This window comes from Streptomyces thermospinosisporus, assembly GCF_039526425.1.
GTDB lineage: Bacteria > Actinomycetota > Actinomycetes > Streptomycetales > Streptomycetaceae > Streptomyces > Streptomyces thermocarboxydovorans.
This window is the reverse complement of the sequence record NZ_BAAAIZ010000021.1, coordinates 20,553-38,661: the sequence shown is the minus strand read 5'-3', so window position 1 is coordinate 38,661 and position 18,109 is coordinate 20,553. Positions and strand designations below refer to the sequence as shown.

The following is an 18,109-nucleotide window of genomic DNA, read 5'->3' as shown; positions in this document are numbered from 1 at the left end:
GTATCCGCGTCCGACGCCGTCAGGCCCCGTCGCCCAGCGCGCGGGCCAGGGCAGCGCGCTGCAGGGGGAGCACCTCCGCGTGCAGCGCGCGCCCCTTCGGCGTGAGGGACACATAGACTCCGCGCCGGTCCTCCGCGCACATGCTGCGGGTGACCAGGCCGTCCTTCTCCAGCCGGGCGATCAGCCGGGACAGCGCGCTCTGGCTCAGATGCACCCGGCCCACCAGGTTCTGCACCCGGCACTGCTCGCCCTCCTCGGGCGTCGCGGCCACCAGCAGGTCCAGCACCTCGAAGTCCGAGGCGCCCAGCCCGTACGGGTGCAGCGCGCGGTCGATCTCGCCCAGGGTGCGGGCGTGGACCGCGAGGATCTCCCGCCACCGCTCCTGGAGCCGCATGTCGGTGGTGTGCGCTGCCATATTCGAACGGTAACACTCGTTCTACTTTGAATGAACGCGCATCGAGGCCTGTCCGCCCGGCCCATGGAGGCGCCGGCTGCTCAACCCCTCAACCAGCCTGCCCGCCAGGGGAGTCGAGGAAGTTTTTGCGCTTCTCCCGGACAAGCTGCCCGACAAGCGGGACGCGGAGGGCGGGGCTGCGTGACAGTGGAGGGGCCCGGAGAGAAGGACGCCCGGGCGGAGGTGGACGACATGCTCAAGGCCCCCGTCGACACGACCCGCATGCACATCCTGGCGTGGCTGCGAGAGCCCGGCCTCGCCGGGACCGGAGCCACCGCGGAGGCCGTCGCCACCCGGTTCGGGCTCACCCACCCGGTCGCCCTCACCCACCTTCGCCTCCTCACCGCCATCGGCCTGCTGCGCGCCACCCCGATCGGCGGCCGCGTGTACTACCGGCGCGACGAGGTGCGCATCGCCGACGTGGCCCGCCACTTCGAGAAGGGCTGGTAGGGGGGGCCCGGCTCAGGCCCAGGGGGCGTCCGCAAAGTCGCGTCGTCCGCCGCGCTACCCTGGTCCGCGGCCGTGGGCGCGTTGCCCGCGGCGCGGCGGTGGGGCCCGCCGTACCCGAACCGCGGCACGAGCGCCGCCAACGGTCCCTGCTTGCCACAGCGCGCGCCCGTGTGTCCGGGCCGCCCAGCGAGTAGGAGACCGTACGACCGTGACCCTGTCGAAGGCCCCGGCCCGTCCCGCCGGCGCGACCCGCACCGCAGGCTCCCCCCGGGCACGCACCGTGGCCGCCGTCGCTCTCGGCGGGGGTGCGGGGGCCGCCGCGCGCCACGCCGCCGCCGTGCACTGGCCGACGCCGGCCCACGGATTTCCCTGGACCACCCTGGGGGTCAACATCGCGGGATGCGCGCTGATCGGCGTCCTGATGGTGCTCCTCACCGAGGCCCGCCGGACCCGCCACCCGCTGCTCCGCCCGTTCCTCGGCACCGGCGTCCTCGGCGGCTTCACCACCTTCTCCACCTATACGGTGGACATCGCCCGGCTCCTCGCCGAAGGGCACGCCCGCACCGCTCTCACCTGCCTCGTCGCGACCCCGCTCGCCGCGCTCACCGCCGTGTGGCTCGCGGCACAGGCGACCCGGGGCCTGCTCAAAGGGGCCGGGCGTTGACGACCTGGCTGCTCGTCGTCACCGGTGCCATGATCGGGGCCCCGCTGCGCTACCTCACCGACCGTGCCGTGCAGTCCCGGCACACCTCCGGCTTCCCCTGGGGCACCTTCACCGTGAACGTCGCCGGCAGCCTCGTGCTCGGGCTGCTCACCGGCGCGGTGGTCGCGGGCGCCGCGGGCTCCCGGCTCGCGCTGCTGCTCGGGACCGGGCTGTGCGGGGCGCTCACCACGTACTCGACCTTCTCCTGGGAGACCCTGCGGCTGATCGAGACCGGTGCCCGGGGCCGGGCGGCGGTGAACGTCGCCGGCAGTGTGCTGGCCGGTGTCGGCGCCGCGTGCGCCGGCCTGGCACTGGCGCCGGAGATCTGGTCCTGAGCCCCTCCGATTGACAGTGGCGGCCCCGCGACCGCACCATCGCTTCCGTGAACCTGTCAGACAGCCAGACAGGTGGGGTGCCCGGCCCGCGCCGCGTCAGCGCGATGGAGGCGGTGCTCGCCCACCTGCGCGGCGCCATCGAACGCGGCGAGTACGCCATCGGCGACAAGCTCCCCTCCGAGGCGGAGCTCTGCCGCACCCTCGAGGTCTCCCGGCCCGTGCTGCGGGAGGCGCTGCGGGCACTGCAGACCATGGGCCTGACCGTGTCCCGCACCGGCAGGGGCACCTTCGTGGTCGCCGACGCCGTGGCCGGTCCCACCTTCGGCGACTACTCGGCAGGCCACCTGCTGGAGGTGCGCCGCCATGTGGAGATCCCGGTCGCCGGCTACGCCGCCCTGCGCCGCACCCAGGACGACCTGGACCGCCTCACCGCCCTGCTGGAACGCATGGAACGGGAGACGGACACCACCGCCTGGGTCGCCATGGACACCCGCTTCCACCTGGCCGTGGCCGAGGCGTCCCAGAACCCGGTGTTCCGCCGGGTCATCGAGGAGCTGCGGGACGCGCTGGCCCGGCAGTCCGCGTTCCTCAACGAGCTGGGCGGCCGCCGCGAGCAGTCCGACCGCGAGCACCGGGCCATCCTCCACGCTCTGATCGCCGGCTCGGAGCAGGACGCGACCGGAGCCATGACCCACCATCTCGACCGCGTCGAGAGCACCCTCGCCGACATCGTGCGCCGTGCGCGCCCGGTGCCGTCCCGACCCACGAGCAGCAGGCAGTGATGCACCACAGCACCCTCCCCGCGGACGCACCCCCGGTCCGCGAGCCCCTCCACGCCCCCGTCGCCCACCTCGTCCGCGGCGGGCTGGTGGAGGGCGTCCACTACGGCTCCGTCGTCGTCCTCGGCCCCGACGGCGAGCCGCAGTTCCGGCTGGGCGACCCCGAGGCCGCCTTCCACCCGCGGTCGGCGGTCAAGCCGCTGCAGGCCGCGGCGATGGTGCGGGCCGGCCTCCCGCTCGACGGCGAGCTGCTGTCCCTCGCCGCCGCCAGCCACTCCGGCGAGGAACGCCACCTCATGGGAACGCGGCGCATCCTGGCGGCCGCCGGCCTCACCGAGCGGCACCTGCGCAACGTGCCGGACCTGCCGTTCGGCGCGGACGTGCGGGACACCTGGGTCCGCGAGGGCCGGGCGCCCTCCCGGCTCGCCCAGAACTGCTCCGGCAAGCACGCGGCCATGCTCCACACCTGCGTCCTCAACGGCTGGCCCCTGGACGACTACCTCGACCCCGCGCACCCGCTCCAGCAGGTGATCGCCGAGACCGTCGAGGAGCTCACCGGGCAGCGCATCGCCCAGGTGACCGTCGACGGCTGCGGGGCGCCGCTGTTCTCCGTCTCCCTGCACGGACTCGCCCGCGCCGCAGCGCGGATCGCCACCGCCGCGCCCGGCACCCCCGAGGCCCGGGTCGCCGACGCGATGCGGCAGCACCCGGAGATGGCCTCCGGCGCCGGGCGGGACGTGGCCGCGCTGATGCGGGCCGTGCCCGGGCTGCTCGCCAAGGACGGCTTCGAGGGCGTGCAGGTGGCCGCCCTGCCCGACGGCCGCGCGGTCGCCGTGAAGATAGCCGACGGCGCCGACCGGGCCCGCGTCCCCGTCGCCGCCGCCGCGCTGGTCCGCGCCGGGGTGGACCCGGACGCGCTCGCCGCCTTCGCGGGGCAGCCCCTGCTCGGCGGGGGCCGCCCGGTCGGCGCCATACGTCCGGTGCCCGCGCTCTCCCCACCGGCAGCCGCCCGCGTCTGAGCCCGCGTCCGAGTCCACCTCTGAGCCCCGTCTGAGTACGCCCCCCCGCATGCCGCCCAAGGGTCACCGGGCCCGGCGGGCCGGAACGGAGAACAGCGATCATGACGTTGTCGTCGACGAGCTTCGGGCCGGTCCTGGAGCGCATCGCCGAGGAGATCGAGCGGACCCCCGGCCGCGGCCGGCCCGCCGACTACATCCCCGCGCTCGCCGCCCGCGACCCGCGCAGCTTCGGCATGGCCGTCGCCGGACTGGACGGCACCGTGTACGGGGTGGGGGACTGGCGGGAGCCGTTCTCGGCGCAGTCCATCACCAAGGTGTTCACCCTCGCCCTGGACCTGGCCCGAGAAGGCGACGATCTGTGGGAGCACGTGGGCCGCGAGCCCTCCGGCAACCGCTTCAACTCCCTGGTGCAGCTGGAGTACGAGGACGGCATCCCGCGGAACCCGTTCATCAACGCCGGGGCGCTCGTCGTCACCGACCGGCTGCACACCCGCAGCGGCGACGCGGCCGGCGAACTGCTCGCCTTCCTGCGCGCCGAGAGCGGCAACCCGCAGCTCGGCTTCGACGAGGAGGTCGCCGCCTCCGAGTCCGCGCACGGGGACCGGAACGCCGCCCTGGCCCACTTCATGGCGTCCTACGGCAACATCGACAACCCGGTGCCGGTCCTGCTCGAGCAGTACTTCCGGCAGTGCTCCGTCGCCGCCTCCTGCGCCGACCTGGCGCTGGCCGCCTCCTTCCTCGCCCGGCACGGCATCCGCGCCGACGGCACCCGGCTGCTCACCCGCAGCCAGGCCAAGCAGGTCAACGCCATCATGCTGACCTGCGGCACCTACGACGCGGCCGGAAACTTCGCCTACCGGGTGGGCCTGCCCGGCAAGAGCGGCGTCGGCGGCGGCATCATCGCCGTCGTCCCCGGCCGGTGCACGCTGTGCGTGTGGAGCCCGGGTCTGGACGAGCGCGGCAACTCCGTGGCCGGGGTGGCGGCCCTGGACCGCTTCACCACCCTGACGGGCCTGTCGGTGTTCTGACCCCGCCCTTCTGGTCATGTGATCATTTGTGTCGCGTCGTCAGTCCGACGGCACCGGCCCCCAGGCGAGCCGCAGGGACACCCCTACCACCGCCCCGCCGAGCAGCGCGGCCGCCGCGATGGCCCACACCGCCCCGGCGCGCCCTCCGTCGTCCAGGGCGCCCGCCCGAGCCGGGCCGGCCTCCACCTCGGGCCCCGTCAGCGGCCTGTCGCGCAGCGCGTCCAGCGACCCCACCGGATCGACCCGCCCCGCCGCCGCGAAGCCCCAGTCCAGCAGCTCTCTGGCCTCCTCGTACACGGCGTGAGCCCCGCCCTCCTGAGGGTTCATCACGGTCGCCACGAGGGTGCGCCCGTCGCGGCGTGCCGCCGCCACCAGGGTGTGCCCGGCGTGGGTGGTGTAGCCGTTCTTGATGCCGATCAGCCCCTTGTAGGGCTCCACGTCGTCCGCGCCGGTGAGCAGCCGGTTGGTGTTGCGGATGGGGTACGTGCTGCCGTCGCGGGCCGGGAAGAGGGCGAAGCGCTTCTTGCAGTAGCGGGCGAATTCGGGGTTCTTCAGCCCCGCCCGGCCGAACACCGCCAGGTCGAAGGCGGAGGACACCTGACCGGGCGTGTCGTACCCGTCCGGCGACTTCACGCGGGTGTCGCGGGCGCCCAGCGCACGGGCCTTGGCCTCCATCCGCTCGGCGGTGACCTGCCATCCGCCGTTGAGCGCGGCCAGCACGTGCACGGCGTCGTTGCCGGAGTTCAGGAACACCCCGTTCCAGAGGTCGGCCACCCAATAGGTGCGGTCCTCGGCGACGCCGACCAGGCTGCTGCCCGGTCCGATGCCCCGCAGCTCCTTCTCGCTGACGGTGTGCCGGATGCCGGCCGGCAGGGACGGCATCACGGTGAGGGCGAACAGCGTCTTCAGCGTGCTGGCGGGCGGCAGCTTGCGGTGCGCGTTGCGCGCGGCGAGCACATCACCGCTGCGGGCGTCGGCCACCAGCCAGGCCTTGGCCGACAGTTCGGGAAGCTCGGGCGCCTTGCGGTGCGGGCGCACCTGCGTTCCGCGCCGGTACAGCAGCTTGGCGGGCGCCGCCTTCGTGGCCCGCGGGCCGGAGCTCGGAGACGGCCCGGAGTCCGCGGCCGTGCTCGCCGCGGCGGGCGCGAGTACCAGCAGGCCCGCCGTGCACAGCACAGAGGTGGACACGGCAGCCCGCGAAGCAAGTCCGATAGTCATACCGCAAACGTAGAAACGGCCCCCCGCGACAGCCCGCTGCCCCGGCCGAACGCGTCCCGCGAGCACCCGGATGCCACACTCCGGCGCGAGCGGGGAGGTGTCAGGCCGAGCGTTCCCGTGCCTCGTTGGCGATGCGTTCGAACTGGGCGCCCATGGCCTCCGCGAGTGCCTGGGCTCCCGACAGCGGGCGCACCATCACGGTGAACTCGTCGATGAGGCCGTTCTCGTCGAGGTGGAGGAAGTCGCAGCCCTCGACGGTGCGGTCGCCCACGCGGGCGGTGAAGACGAGGGCGTGGTCGCGGCCCGAGGCGTCGTTGATCTCCCGGACGTAGCGGAAGTCCTCGAACACCCGGGCCACCCCGCGCAGGATCGCCGCGGTCATCGCCTTGCCGGTGTACGGCTTGAACACGACGGGGCTGGTGAAGACGACGTTCTCGGCCAGCAGCGCCTCGGCGGCGTCCAGGTCGCGTGCCTCGATGGCCTCTCGGAATGCCTTCATCACGGCTCCCATAGTCAACAAATTGAATAGGTGCGGATGAGAATAGTCTCCCGCTGCTACCGTGTCCACATGTCCCTCAAGTACGCCGTCCTCGCCGCTCTGCTGGAGGGCGAGGCCTCGGGCTACGAGCTGTCCAAGCTCTTCGACGTCTCGTTCGCCAACTTCTGGGCCTCCACCCCGCAGCAGCTCTACCGCGAGCTGGAACGGCTGGAGCGGGACGGTCTGGTCCAGGCGCGCGTGGTGCGGCAGGAGCGGCGGCCCGACAAGCGGATGTTCTCCCTCACCGAGACCGGCCGCAGGGACCTGGAGACCTTCGCCGCGGCACCGCCGAAAAGGCCCACCGCCATCCGCGACGAACTCATGATCAAGATCCAGGCCATGGACGGAGTCGACCCCGAGGCGACCCGGGCCCTCGTCGAGGAGCGCGCGACGTGGGCGCGCGCCAAGCTCGACCGCTACGCCCGGGTGCGGGAGCGCCTGCTGGGCGGGCGCACCGAGGAGGAGTACCTGCGCCGGGCCGACCGGATCGGGCCGTACCTCACGCTGATGGGCGGCATCGCCTTCGAGGAGGAGAACCTGCGCTGGTGCGAGCGGGTGCTCTCGGTGCTGCGCAGCCGCGCCGCTCTAAGCTGACGGGATGTTCAGCCCCGAAGGCCCCAGCCTGCGTGAGCTCGCCGTCCAGGCCCTGTCCTCCGTCCAGCGCGGCTACGACCTGCTCGCCCCCAAGTTCGACGCCACCCCCTTCCGCACACCCGACGCCGTGCTGGACGCCACCGCGTCCGCGCTGCAGCGGATGGGGCCGTTCGGCACCGGCCTCGACCTGTGCTGCGGCACGGGGGCGGGCATCGGAGTGCTGCAACGCGTGTGCCGGGAGCGGGTCACCGGTGCCGACTTCAGTGCCGGGATGCTCGCGGTCGCACGGCGGCGCGTCCGGGGCGCGGGGCCGCCGGTCGACCTGGTACGGGCGGACGCCCGCGCCCTGCCGTTCGGCCCCGCCTTCGACCTCGTGGTGAGCTTCGGCGCGTTCGGCCACTTCCTGCCCAGCGAGCGGCCGCGGCTGTTCGCCCAGGTCCGCTCGGTGCTGCGGCCGGGCGGCCGCTTCGTCTTCCCGGTGGCCGCACCCGCCCGGCCCGGCTCGCCGGAGTACTGGATGCTGCTCGGCTTCGACGCGGTGATGCGGGTGCGCAACGCCGTGTGGCGGCCGCCCTTCGTCATGTACTACCGGACGATGCCCTTCGGCGCCCTCCGCCGGGAACTGTCCGGGGCCGGCTTCCGGGTGCGGCTCCAGCCGCTGCCGGAGTTCGGCCGGCGGGCGGACGGCAGTCCCAGGGTGCGCCTGGTCGTGGCCACCCGCCCGCAGGACCGCTGAACCCCGGAGAGGGACTGGAGGAGGACTCGGGGCCTCCGGGCGTTTCGGGTTCAGACCGCCGCCGGCAGGGTGAACTCGTAGACGAGGGCGTCCTGCTGGGCGTCGACGATCAGCTCGGTGAGCTCCAGCGGGCGGTCGTACTGGTCGTGCACCCGCCGCACCACCCGCACCGACGGGGCGTCGGCGATCCGCGTGATGGTGTCCCGGTGATGCAGGGTCAGACCCGCGCGCCGCATCCAGTCGTAGGCGCGGCGCAGCTCCGCGGCGGACCTGCCGTCGGCCCGGTCCCGGTAGCGGGCCAGCTCCTCCACCTCGGACAGCGCCACGGCCGAGAACGACGACACGGCCGTACGCACCTCCCGTTCGTCGGCCGAGGCCGACCAGTAACGGTGCACCAGTGTCGGACGGCCCGGCGCCAGCCCCAGGGGCTCCGCATGGCCGGCCGGCGGAGGCTCCCACACCACGGTCGCCCGGGCGATCGCGCCCCGGCCGGCGCTGCGCGCCCCGACCGGGAAGGTGAGCGAGGCCGGTGTCTCCACCGGCAGCCCCGGCAGGGTGGCGTGACTGCCCCGCCGGTCGGTGGCGACCAGGCCCTCGCGGCGCAGTACCTCGAGGGCCTGCCGTACCGTCTCCCGGCTGACCCCGAAGTGCTCGGCCAACTGCCGTTCACCTGGTAGCCGTTCGCCTGGCGGAACCGTGCCGTCGCGCAGTTCGCCCAGCAGTCTGCTCGCGATCCGCAGATAGAGGGGCTCCCCATCGGTGAGCGCTGAGACGTGCGGGGTGGAGCGGGCCATGCCGCGCCTCCTGTATGGTGACGTTCCGTAGCCGTGCGGGCTCATTGCGCCACCACATCTACCAGTGGTCTAAACCAACAGGGAAGGGTGGTCGGGCAGTTCGGCCGAAACAGGACTCTGGTAGCTCCCGGCCGCCGGCGGGTGGCTCAGGCGTAGGCGCGCATCCAGCGCAGCTTCACCGCCTCCTGGTACGGCCCGCCGCCCTCGTGGTCGTTGAACTCGTAGACCTCGATCCTCTTGTCCTCGTGGGCCCAGGCGTTGAAGGCCGCGAACACCGTCGAGGGCGGGCAGGTCTCGTCCTCCAGTGCGGTCGAGAACAGCGCGGGCGCCCGGCCGCGGGCGGCGAAGTGCACACCGTCGAAGTACGACAGCGTGCGCAGCGTCTCCTCGGTGCGTCCCCGGTGCGTCCGCAGGTAGAGGCCGATCTCCCGGTACGGTTGACGGTCCGTCAGGGTCGTGGCGCGGGGGAAGTCGCACAGGAACGGCACGTCCGGCGCCACGCCCGCCAGATCCGGGACGAGCGCGCCCACCGCCAGCGCGATACCGCCGCCCTGGCTGCTGCCGATCGCCACCGTGCGCGAAGCGTCGGTCAGCGGGTGCGAACGGGCCGCCTCCACCGCCCGCACGGCGTCCGTGAACACCCGGCGGTAGTAGTAGTTCTGCGGTGCGTCGATCCCGCGGGTCATGAAGCCGGGGTAGGCGGGAGCCCCGCCCACCGGGTCGGCGGTGCTGCCTCCCGCGCCCCACTCGCTGCCCTGCCCGCGGGTGTCCATCACGAAGTGCGCCCGCCCCGTGGACGCCCACAGCAGATGCTCGTGCGGCAGGCCCCGGCCGCCGCCGTAGCCGATGAACTGCACCACCAGCGCCAGCGGGGCGTCCGCCCCGGCGGGCAGCGTCAGCCAGCCCTTGACGGGGTGGCCGCCGAAGCCGGCGAACGTCACATCGAAGACCTCCACCGTGGACAGACCCGTGTCGACCGGCTCGAAACGGGCGTCCAGGTCGTACTCGCGCGCCTCCGCCAGCGTCTCGGCCCAGAAGGCGTCGAAGTCGTCGGGGGCCGTGGACGCGCTGCGGTACTCGCGCAGTTCGTCGAGGGGAAGGTCGAACAGAGCCATACGGGACCGCCTTGTGAGGAGGAAGTGTCCGGCGGCCTCACCGTACGTGAGGCGTCCGAGGCGCCTCCAGGGGGCAGGCGATCACGCCTCGCGCCGCGTCCAGCGCGGCTCCGTGAGCGCCCAGTCCCGCTCCCACTCCGCGAGCCGTCGGCGCATCGCGACGCCCCGTACGGCGCGCTGCACCAGGAGAACGGCGGCGGCCGTGACCCCCGCGGCCCAGGCACCGATGCCGACGGTGTGCTGCCACACCGAGGCGTTGCCGGCGGGCGGCGGTACGGCGCGTCCCCGGGCGTCCACCCAGATCGCGACCCGGTCGCCCTCCCGCACTCCGGGCGCGACCCGGGCGGTGGTGGTGCGCGGTCCCTGTCCCGGTTCGGTCCAGCGCATGGTGGCCCGGAATGCCTGCTGCCCGCCGGCCTGCGAACGGAACGTGGCGGGTCCGCCCACCACCTCGGCACGGACCCGGTGCCGCTCGGCCTGCTGCTCCGTCACCGCCGCCCGCGTGTCCTCGTACGCCCACCAGCCCGCGGCGAGGCCCGCCAGGGGTGCTCCCACGCACAGCAGGACCGCCACGGCCAGTACCGTCCAGGCCTCCACCACGTCCGAGCGGCGCCGCAGCGGACTGCTCCATACCTGCCGGTTGCGCACCGGGGGTCGCATCTGGCCCTCCCTCGCCGTCGCACGTTCCCCGGTGCGGGGTGCCCCGACGCGCGCCGGCGAAACGGGGCCCAGGCGGGAAGGGCGTACGGCGCCGAGCGAGGGAGAGGCGTACGGGGCCGGAGCGGGGGAGGGCTTACGAGGCTCGCGGAGCGCGGCCGGGCGTACGAGGCCGGCGGAGCGGAAGGTCAGCCGAAGCGCTCGATGCGGATGCGGTCCACGGGCTGCCCGGCTTGGACCAGCAGCCTCGAGGCGTGCTCGGCGAAGGAGTTGGAGCCGCACACATAGGCCTCCCACCCGCCGGGCGGCTGCTCGGCGAGCAGCGGCGCGAGGTGGGCGGACGTCATCCGGCCCACCGGCACGCCCGGGGGCGCGCTCCGGGTGAAGACGGCCGTGGTCTCCGGGCCCAACTCCCGTGCGTAGATGAGGTCCTCGGGGCTGCGGGCCGAGACCAGCATGCGCAGCGGAAGGGACAGGCCCCGGGCCCGGTGGTGCCGGACCATCGACATCAGGGGCACCACACCGGACCCCGCCCCGATCAGCAGGGCGGGCCGGTCGCCCGGCCAGGCGAAGAAGCCGCTGAGCGGGCCCCGCAGTTCGACCCGGTCACCGACCCTGGCCACGGTGTGGAACCAGCCCGAGACCTCGCCGCCGTCCACATGGTCCAGGGTCAGCTCGATGTGCCCGGAGTCGTCCGGGGCGGAGGCGATGGAGTAGTGGCGCTGGGCCACATAGCCGTCCCCGGCGGTCAGCCGCAGCATCAGATGCTGGCCGGGCACATGCCCGGGCCACCCGGGCACGGCGAACCGGAACGTGGCCACCCGCGGCGTCTCGCGCCGTATCTCGGTCAAGGTGGCCGTCCGCCACACCGAGGCTTCCTGCTCGCTCACCCCGATCCGTCCGGGCACCGCGAACCGCACGGGCGGCACGAAACGTCCCGTCCGGAACTTCTCCGGCGTACCCGTCGGCCGGGTCAGGCTGTCAGTCACCGGAGTACCGCTGCTCCTCCCACGGATTGCCGCGCTCGTGATAGCCGTTGCTCTCCCAGAAGCCCGGCTCGTCGTGGTCCAGCAGCCGCAGTCCCGCGATCCACTTGGCGCTCTTCCAGAAGTACAGATGCGGCACCAGCAGCCGCGCCGGCCCGCCGTGCTCCGCGGGCAGCGGCCGGCCGTCGTACTCCCAGGCGATCCAGGCCCGCCCGCCGGTGACGTCCGCGAGCGGAAGGCTGGTGGTGTAGCCGGTGTGCGAGTAGGCGACCACATGGGTGGCCGACTCCAGCGGGCGCACCTGGTCCAGGAAGGCGTCCAGGGACACCCCGCCGAACCGCACACCGAACTTCGACCAGCTCGTCACGCAGTGGATGGCGCCCTCGTACGCCGAAGCCGGGAGCTGGTGCGCCTGCTCCCAGTCCCAGGTGCGGGGCTCGGCCACCAGTCCGTCGATGCGGAAGGTCCAGTCTGCGGGCGCGATGTCCGGGGTGACCTCGGCGGACAGCACGGGCCAGGCGTCACCCGCGTCGTACTGGCCGGGCGGCAGACCGGGATTGTCCACACGGGGGCGGCCGGTGAAGCCTCGGGTGATGTTCACGTGATCGGTGTTCCGTTACGACGACTGCTGAGGACTACTGAGGACTACGACTGGTATGAAGTCCGCGCGGGCGGGAAATGTTCCGCGGTCAACCGTACGGGGTGACCGCCGGTGCCCGCACAACGATCATGCTCGACCCCGTGCGAGACGCTCTAGTAGGGTGGCCGTCCGGCCGCGGACGGGCCCGGCCACGGGATACGAGGAGGTGAGCCCCATCACCGCTGTACTGCCGTACCGGCTCGGGTGCTCCCTCACCGAAGCCACGCGGACCACCGGACACCGGTGACCGCGCGGAGCGCCCCTGGCTCGCTCCCGAAAGGCATCCGCCGCCCATGCCGTCATCCGCACCCTCACCCGCCCCGCGTGACTCCGTCGTGGCCGCGCTGCGCGCCGCCGGCTGTGTCTTCGCGGAGGACGAGGCCGATCTGATCCTCACCGCCGCCTCCGCCCCGCAGGAGGTCGCCGCGATGGTGGAGCGCCGGGTCTCCGGTCTGCCGCTCGAACTCGTCGTCGGCTGGGCCGAGTTCCATGGCCTGCGCATCGCGCTGGCGCCGGGCGTGTTCGTGCCCCGCCGCCGCACCGAGTTCCTGGTGGACCAGGCGCTCGCTCAGGCGCCGCGGGCGCGGGTGGTCGTCGACCTGTGCTGCGGCTCGGGTGCCGTGGGCGCGGCCCTCGCCCGAGGACTCGGCAAGGGCGAGGCCGAACTGCACGCCGCCGACATCGACCCGGCCGCCGTGCGCTGCGCCCGCCGCAATGTCGCCGGGTTCGGCGGGCGGGTGCACCGGGGCGACCTCTTCGACGCCCTGCCCGCCGCCCTGCGCGGCCGGGTCGACATCCTCGCGGCGAACGTCCCGTACGTCCCCAGCGGCGAGATCGCCCTGCTGCCCGCCGAGGCCCGCGACCACGAGCCCCTGACCGCCCTCGACGGCGGATCCGACGGGCTCGACGTGCTCCGCCGGGTGGCCGCGGGGGCGCCCGACTGGCTCGCTCCGGGGGGCTGCCTCCTGGCGGAGACCGGACGTCACCAGGCTCCCGCCGCGGTCGCCGCGTTCACCGACGCGGGCCTGCGGGCCCGCCTCGCCGTCTCGGAGGAGCACCACGCCCATGTGGTGATCGGCGTCCGGCCGTGACTGATCCTCCAGTGACCGTCCCTGCGGCCGTGACCGCCTTCCAGCCGCGCACGGCCGGAGTGCCACCGGTTGCGGAGGCCCCCGTCAGTCCTCCCTCCGCGCGTGGGCGATCAGCAGGGCCACGTCGTCGAAGTTGTCGGGCTCGTGCAGTGTGCGCAGCAGCAGGTCGCAGACCTCCTCCAGCGGGCGGCCGGGGCAGTCCAGCAGAGAGAGGAGGCGGTCCAGGCGTTCGTCGAGCGGGTGGTGCCGGGTCTCCACGAGTCCGTCGGTGTACAGCACCAGCCGGTCGCCCGGCCCCAGCTCCACGGCGGTGGTGGAGAAGCCGACGCCGCCCACGCCCAGCGGCACGCCGGTCGGCAGCTCCAGCAGCTCCGGTTCCTGCCCGGCCCGGACCCGCACCGGCGGCAGGTGCCCGGCGTTGGCGATCAGGCAGCGTCCCTCGCGGGGGTCGTGCACCACGTACAGGCAGGTGGCGATGGCCTGGTCGAGGCCGCCGGTGATCCGGTCCAGATGCTCCAGGAGCACCGCCGGGTCCAGATCGAGGGAGGCCAGGGTGTTGGTCGCGGTGCGCAGCCGGCCCATGGTGGCCGCCGCCGTGATGCCGCTGCCCATGACGTCCCCGACCACCAGGGCCGTCTTGCCGTCGTCGAGCTGGATGACGTCGAACCAGTCGCCGCCCACCTCGCTGGTGGCGCCGGCCGGCTGATAGCGGGAGGCCACCTCCAGGCCGCCGGTGACCGGCGGGTGGCTGGGCAGCAGACTGCGCTGGAGGGTGAGCGCGGCGTCCCGGGCGTTCTGGTACCAGCGGGCGTTGTCGATCTGCACCGCGGCCCGTGACGCCAGCTCCCGGGCCAGCAGCAGATCGTCCTCGTCGAACGGCAGCGGATTGCGGGTGCGTTTGAGGTCGAGGGCGCCCAGCACCTCGCCCCGTGCGATCAGCGGAACGGCCAGATAGGAGTGCACCCCGGCCCGCGCCAGCAGCTCGGCCGCCTCCGGCGAGCGGGCGATCCGGGGCAGATCCTCGTCCTTGACCTGCGGCACCATCACCGGGCGTGCGGTGCGGACGCACTGGGTGACCAGGCGGTCCGGACCGTAGCGGGCCACCTGCCCCGGCGGGTCGGCCGCCCGCAGCGCCTCCGGGGCGTCATCACCCTGGACCGCGAGCGCCCGGATCGCCGCGGACTCCGCGGGGCCCAGGGTGCTGCGCCGGCCGCGCACCACCGCGTCCAGCAGATCCACCGCCGCCACGTCGGCCAGCTCGGGCACCGCCACATCGGCGAGCTCCCTGGCCGTACGGTCCAGGTCGAGCGTGGTGCCGATGCGGGTGGTGGCGTCGGCGATCAGCGCCAGGCGGCGCCGGGCGGCCTCGGCCTCGATGCCCGCCCGGTACTGCTCGGTGATGTCGACCACCGACACGGCCACGCCCAGCACGGTCCCGAGCGCGTTCTCCAGCCGGTACAGCGACACCGACCAGGCGTGGTCCTCGTCCGGGTCGGCGGGGGTGCGGCCGATCGTCGACTGGTCCACCACCGGCTTGCCGGTGTCCAGGACCTGGCGGGCGGCCGACTCGATGGTGTCCGCGTCCACCAGCGGCAGCACCTCGCGCACGGTGCGGCCGAGGTGATCGTCCGCCGGGACCCCGTTGATCTGCTCAAGGGCCGGGTTCACCGAGACGTACCGCAGCTTGGTGTCCAGCACGGCGAGGCCGATGGGGGACTGGGCGACGATCCGGGTGGACAGCGCCACGTCCCGCTCCAGCCGGCGCACGGTCGACTGGTCCACCGCGAGGCCGAGCGCGTAGACGTCGCCCCGGTCGTCCAGCAGCCGCATGTTGCGGAACTCGACCAGCCGGGTGGAGCCGTCCTTGCGCCGTATGGGGAACGCGCCGGCCCAGCTGCGGCCGGTGCGCATCACGTCGGCGAAGAGCTCGATGACGAGGTTCAGGTGCTCCTCGTGCACCATGATCCGGGCGGCGTACTGGCCGAGCGCCTCCTGGGCGCTGTATCCGAACAGCTCCTCGGCCTGCGGGCTCCACAGCACCACCCGCCCCTCGGCGTCCAGGACCACCGAGGCCACACCCAGTACATCGAGCAGCCCGCTGGGGCGCACCGGCCCGCGCGCAGGCCCGTCGCCCTCGACCCGGGGTGACCCGGCTGCACTCATCCCACGCCCCGCCTTCGCCGATCCTCACGGCCCGCCGTCACGGTGCCGCCTCCCCTGTTCTACCGTGCGCGGGGGCGATTTTCCGCCGCTCCTGCTGTCTCCTTCCACCTTCTCCCAACTTCGCGGCGGGCGTGCCCGAAAAGGGCCCCCGATTCGGTACCCGCACCGTGCCATGCCCGCCCGTGCCGCGGAAGGACCCCCGCGCATGGGTAGTGCCCCGTGGCCCGTGGTGCTTTGCTGGGTGAAGGGCGGGGCAGCGCCGCGGGGGCAGGAGAGGAGCGATCACGATGACCAGCGAGCGACCGCACCCCGAGACGGTCTCGGTCGAGATCAGCGGATGCAGCAAGTACGACGCCCGGATCGTGTTCGACACGCTCTGCGCCTGCTTCTCGTCCGACCGGTGCGAGGACGACGTACCCGAGGAGTTCCACGAGACCCGCCCCACGGTGTGGCTCGGCACCTTCGACGTGGCCGACGCCCGGGAGGGCGGCGCGCAGCCCGCCCGGCTGTCGTCCACGGTGGAGGCCGATGTGCACGGCGGCTACTGGGCGATCGACCGGTTCCGCATGACCCTGGACTCCCTGTTCACCGTGCACGACCTGAGCATGGTCTCCGGTGACCAGGAGGAGGAGCTGCACCTGGTCCTCGAGAGCCACCGCTGACGGGCCGCCGCCCGGCACCTTGCCGCAGGCCCCTGTGCCCTCCGTCACGCTTTATGCAACTCGTTGCATAAAGCGGCGGGTGTCCTCTACAACAGGAGGCACCACACCCGCGCACGGAGGGCCCGATGACCCGTTACCCGCACCTGCTGTCGCCCCTCGACCTGGGCTTCACCACCCTGCCCAACCGTGTCCTCATGGGCTCGATGCACGTGGGTCTGGAGGAGGCCGAGGGCGGCTTCTCCCGCATGGCCGAGTTCTACGCCGCCCGGGCCCGCGGCGGGGTGGGACTGATCATCACCGGCGGCATCGCCCCCAACGACGAGGGCCGGCCCTACGAGGGCGGCGCCAAGCTCACCACCGGGGAGGAGGCCGAGCAGCACCGGGTCGTCACCGCCGCCGTCCACCGCGAGGGCGGGCGCATCGCCCTGCAGATCCTGCACTTCGGCCGGTACGCCTACCACCAGGACCTGGTCGCCCCGAGCCCTCTGCAGGCGCCCATCAGCCCCTTCGTGCCGCGCGAGCTCACCGACGCCGAGATCGAGCGCACCATCGACGACTACGCCCGCACCGCCCGCCTGGCCCGCGAGGCCGGCTACGACGGCGTGGAGATCATGGGCTCCGAGGGCTATCTGATCAACGAGTTCATCGCCCGGCAGACCAACCACCGCACCGACCGCTGGGGCGGCTCCTACGAGAACAGGATGCGCTTTCCCGTGGAGATCGTCCGCCGGGTGCGCGAGGCGGTCGGCGAGGACTTCATCGTCGTCTACCGGCTGTCCATGCTCGACCTGGTGCCCGGCGGCTCCACCCTCGACGAGGTGATCACCCTCGCCAAGGCCGTCGAGGCCGCCGGGGCGACCATCATCAACACCGGCATCGGCTGGCACGAGGCCCGCATCCCCACCATCGCCACCTCGGTGCCGCGCGGCGCCTACACCTGGGTCACCAAGCGGCTCATGGGCGAGGTCTCGGTCCCGCTCGTCACCACCAACCGCATCAACACCCCCGAGCTGGCCGAGCAGTTGCTCGCCGAGGGCTGCGCGGACATGGTGTCGATGGCCCGCCCGATGCTGGCCGACCCCGACTTCGTCGCCAAGGCCGCCGAGGGACGCCCCGAGGCGATCAACACCTGCATCGGCTGCAACCAGGCCTGCCTCGACCACACCTTCAGCGGGCAGATCACCTCCTGCCTGGTCAATCCGCGCGCCTGCCACGAGACCGAGCTGGTGCTCACGCCGACCCGCCGCCGCAAGCGCATCGCGGTCGTCGGCGCCGGCCCTGCCGGACTGGCCTGCGCGGTGAGCGCCGCCGAACGCGGCCACGACATCACCCTGTTCGACGCCGCGAGCGAGATCGGCGGGCAGCTCAACATCGCCCGCAAGGTCCCCGGCAAGCAGGAGTTCGACGAGACCCTGCGCTACTTCCGCACCCGGCTCGCCGAACTCGCCGTCGACGTACGCCTCGACACCCGCGTCACGCCCGCCGACGTCGACGGCTTCGACGAGATCGTCGTCGCCACCGGCGTCACCCCGCGCATCCCCGACATCCCCGGCGTCGACCACCCGAGCGTGCTCGGCTACCTCGACGTGCTGCGCGACAACGCCCCGGTGGGCGAGCGCGTGGCGATCCTCGGCGCGGGCGGCATCGGCTTCGACGTCGCCGAGTTCCTCACCGACTCCGGCGACAAGGCCCACGAGAACCCCGAGACCTACTTCCGCCACTGGGGCGTCGACCTCGACTACCGCGGCCCCGGCGGGCTCGCCGAGCCGAAGCGGCCCAGGCCGCCGCGCACCGTGCACCTGCTCCAGCGCAAGACCACCAAGGTCGGCGCAGGCCTCGGCAAGACCACCGGCTGGATCCACCGCACCGAGCTCAAGCACCGCGGGGTGACCATGGTCCCGGGCGTGCGCTACGACCGGATCGACGACGCCGGCCTGCACCTGACCATCGACGGCGAGAGCACCGTCCTGGAGGTCGACACCATCGTGCTGTGCACCGGCCAGGAGCCGCGCCGGGACCTGTACGAGCAGCTGGCCGCCGCCGGACGGCCGGTCCATCTGATCGGCGGCGCCGACGTCGCCGCCGAACTGGACGCCAAGCGTGCCATCAAGCAGGGCACCGAACTGGCGGCGGCGCTGTAGGGGCGG

The 18,109-nt window shown here is 73.4% G+C and carries 20 protein-coding genes; 11 read left to right on the top strand and 9 right to left on the bottom strand.

Going from position 1 to position 18,109, the window contains the following annotated elements; all coding sequences use genetic code 11:
• Positions 1–19 precede the first annotated feature (19 nt).
• Positions 20–415, bottom strand: coding sequence for a MarR family winged helix-turn-helix transcriptional regulator (locus tag ABD207_RS08980; RefSeq protein WP_344011432.1), 396 nt, complete (start codon positions 413–415; stop codon positions 20–22).
• A 180-nt stretch (positions 416–595) separates the two neighbouring features.
• Here ABD207_RS08980 and ABD207_RS08975 point away from each other — a divergent pair, with 180 nt between their 5' ends.
• The 6 genes from ABD207_RS08975 (at position 596) to ABD207_RS08950 (ending at position 4,768) form a co-directional block, all read left to right on the top strand.
• Positions 596–904 carry an ArsR/SmtB family transcription factor gene (locus ABD207_RS08975; RefSeq protein ID WP_425580658.1) on the top strand — a complete coding sequence of 103 codons (309 nt, stop codon included), beginning with the start codon at positions 596–598 and terminating at the stop codon, positions 902–904.
• A 214-nt stretch (positions 905–1,118) separates the two neighbouring features.
• A complete protein-coding gene (locus tag ABD207_RS08970) occupies positions 1,119–1,568 on the top strand; it encodes a fluoride efflux transporter FluC (RefSeq protein WP_344011529.1) in 450 nt (149 codons plus the stop codon).
• A complete protein-coding gene (crcB, locus tag ABD207_RS08965) occupies positions 1,565–1,942 on the top strand; it encodes a fluoride efflux transporter CrcB (RefSeq protein WP_344011431.1) in 378 nt (125 codons plus the stop codon). Before ABD207_RS08970 ends, crcB begins: the two co-directional genes overlap by 4 nt.
• 47 nt (positions 1,943–1,989) lie before the next feature.
• Positions 1,990–2,724 (top strand): FadR/GntR family transcriptional regulator, encoded by a 735-nt coding sequence (locus ABD207_RS08960; RefSeq protein WP_344011430.1) that lies wholly within the window; start codon positions 1,990–1,992, stop codon positions 2,722–2,724.
• Positions 2,724–3,740 (top strand): asparaginase, encoded by a 1,017-nt coding sequence (locus tag ABD207_RS08955; protein WP_344011429.1) that lies wholly within the window; start codon positions 2,724–2,726, stop codon positions 3,738–3,740. The genes ABD207_RS08960 and ABD207_RS08955 overlap by 1 nt, the downstream gene beginning before the upstream one ends.
• A 101-nt stretch (positions 3,741–3,841) precedes the next feature.
• On the top strand, positions 3,842–4,768 hold the full coding sequence (locus ABD207_RS08950; RefSeq protein WP_344011428.1) for a glutaminase: 927 nt from the start codon (positions 3,842–3,844) through the stop codon (positions 4,766–4,768).
• A 39-nt stretch (positions 4,769–4,807) separates the two neighbouring features.
• On the opposite strand, the gene ABD207_RS08945 is transcribed toward ABD207_RS08950, so the two are convergent.
• Positions 4,808–5,986: a D-alanyl-D-alanine carboxypeptidase family protein gene (locus ABD207_RS08945; RefSeq protein ID WP_344011427.1), complete on the bottom strand. Its 1,179-nt coding sequence runs from the start codon at positions 5,984–5,986 to the stop codon at positions 4,808–4,810.
• Between the two features lie 100 nt (positions 5,987–6,086).
• Positions 6,087–6,485 (bottom strand): nuclear transport factor 2 family protein, encoded by a 399-nt coding sequence (locus ABD207_RS08940; RefSeq protein WP_344011424.1) that lies wholly within the window; start codon positions 6,483–6,485, stop codon positions 6,087–6,089.
• 69 nt (positions 6,486–6,554) lie between these two features.
• Here ABD207_RS08940 and ABD207_RS08935 point away from each other — a divergent pair, with 69 nt between their 5' ends.
• Entirely contained in the window at positions 6,555–7,118 is a 564-nt protein-coding gene (locus tag ABD207_RS08935) for a PadR family transcriptional regulator (RefSeq protein WP_344011423.1), read from the top strand.
• A 4-nt stretch (positions 7,119–7,122) separates the two neighbouring features.
• Positions 7,123–7,854, top strand: a complete 732-nt coding sequence (locus ABD207_RS08930) for a class I SAM-dependent methyltransferase (RefSeq protein WP_344011422.1) — start codon at positions 7,123–7,125, stop codon at positions 7,852–7,854.
• A gap of 50 nt (positions 7,855–7,904) precedes the next feature.
• Here ABD207_RS08930 and ABD207_RS08925 read toward each other — a convergent pair whose 3' ends face one another.
• The 5 genes from ABD207_RS08925 to ABD207_RS08905 all read right to left on the bottom strand — a co-directional run bounded on the left by ABD207_RS08925 (position 7,905) and on the right by ABD207_RS08905 (position 12,007).
• Positions 7,905–8,648 carry a GntR family transcriptional regulator gene (locus tag ABD207_RS08925; protein WP_344011421.1) on the bottom strand — a complete coding sequence of 248 codons (744 nt, stop codon included), beginning with the start codon at positions 8,646–8,648 and terminating at the stop codon, positions 7,905–7,907.
• Positions 8,649–8,794: 146 nt separating this feature from the next.
• A complete protein-coding gene (locus ABD207_RS08920; RefSeq protein WP_344011419.1) occupies positions 8,795–9,763 on the bottom strand; it encodes an acetylxylan esterase in 969 nt (322 codons plus the stop codon).
• Between the two features lie 81 nt (positions 9,764–9,844).
• Positions 9,845–10,423 (bottom strand): Rv1733c family protein, encoded by a 579-nt coding sequence (locus tag ABD207_RS08915; protein ID WP_344011417.1) that lies wholly within the window; start codon positions 10,421–10,423, stop codon positions 9,845–9,847.
• A 185-nt stretch (positions 10,424–10,608) separates the two neighbouring features.
• Positions 10,609–11,328, bottom strand: a complete 720-nt coding sequence (locus ABD207_RS08910; RefSeq protein WP_344011527.1) for a ferredoxin reductase — start codon at positions 11,326–11,328, stop codon at positions 10,609–10,611.
• A 73-nt stretch (positions 11,329–11,401) separates the two neighbouring features.
• Positions 11,402–12,007 (bottom strand): sulfite oxidase-like oxidoreductase, encoded by a 606-nt coding sequence (locus ABD207_RS08905; protein WP_344011415.1) that lies wholly within the window; start codon positions 12,005–12,007, stop codon positions 11,402–11,404.
• 332 nt (positions 12,008–12,339) lie between these two features.
• On the opposite strand from ABD207_RS08905, the gene ABD207_RS08900 reads away from it, so the two are divergent.
• Entirely contained in the window at positions 12,340–13,137 is a 798-nt protein-coding gene (locus ABD207_RS08900) for a putative protein N(5)-glutamine methyltransferase (RefSeq protein ID WP_344011413.1), read from the top strand.
• An 84-nt stretch (positions 13,138–13,221) separates the two neighbouring features.
• Here the strand turns inward: ABD207_RS08900 and ABD207_RS08895 are convergent, their stop codons facing one another.
• Positions 13,222–15,300 carry a SpoIIE family protein phosphatase gene (locus tag ABD207_RS08895; protein ID WP_344011412.1) on the bottom strand — a complete coding sequence of 693 codons (2,079 nt, stop codon included), beginning with the start codon at positions 15,298–15,300 and terminating at the stop codon, positions 13,222–13,224.
• A gap of 287 nt (positions 15,301–15,587) precedes the next feature.
• Between ABD207_RS08895 and ABD207_RS08890 the strand changes: the two genes are divergently transcribed.
• Positions 15,588–15,962, top strand: coding sequence for a hypothetical protein (locus tag ABD207_RS08890; RefSeq protein WP_344011411.1), 375 nt, complete (start codon positions 15,588–15,590; stop codon positions 15,960–15,962).
• Between the two features lie 125 nt (positions 15,963–16,087).
• The gene (locus ABD207_RS08885) at positions 16,088–18,103 is read left to right on the top strand and encodes an oxidoreductase (protein ID WP_344011410.1); all 2,016 of its coding nucleotides are present in this window, start codon (positions 16,088–16,090) and stop codon (positions 18,101–18,103) included.
• Positions 18,104–18,109: the final 6 nt, after the last annotated feature.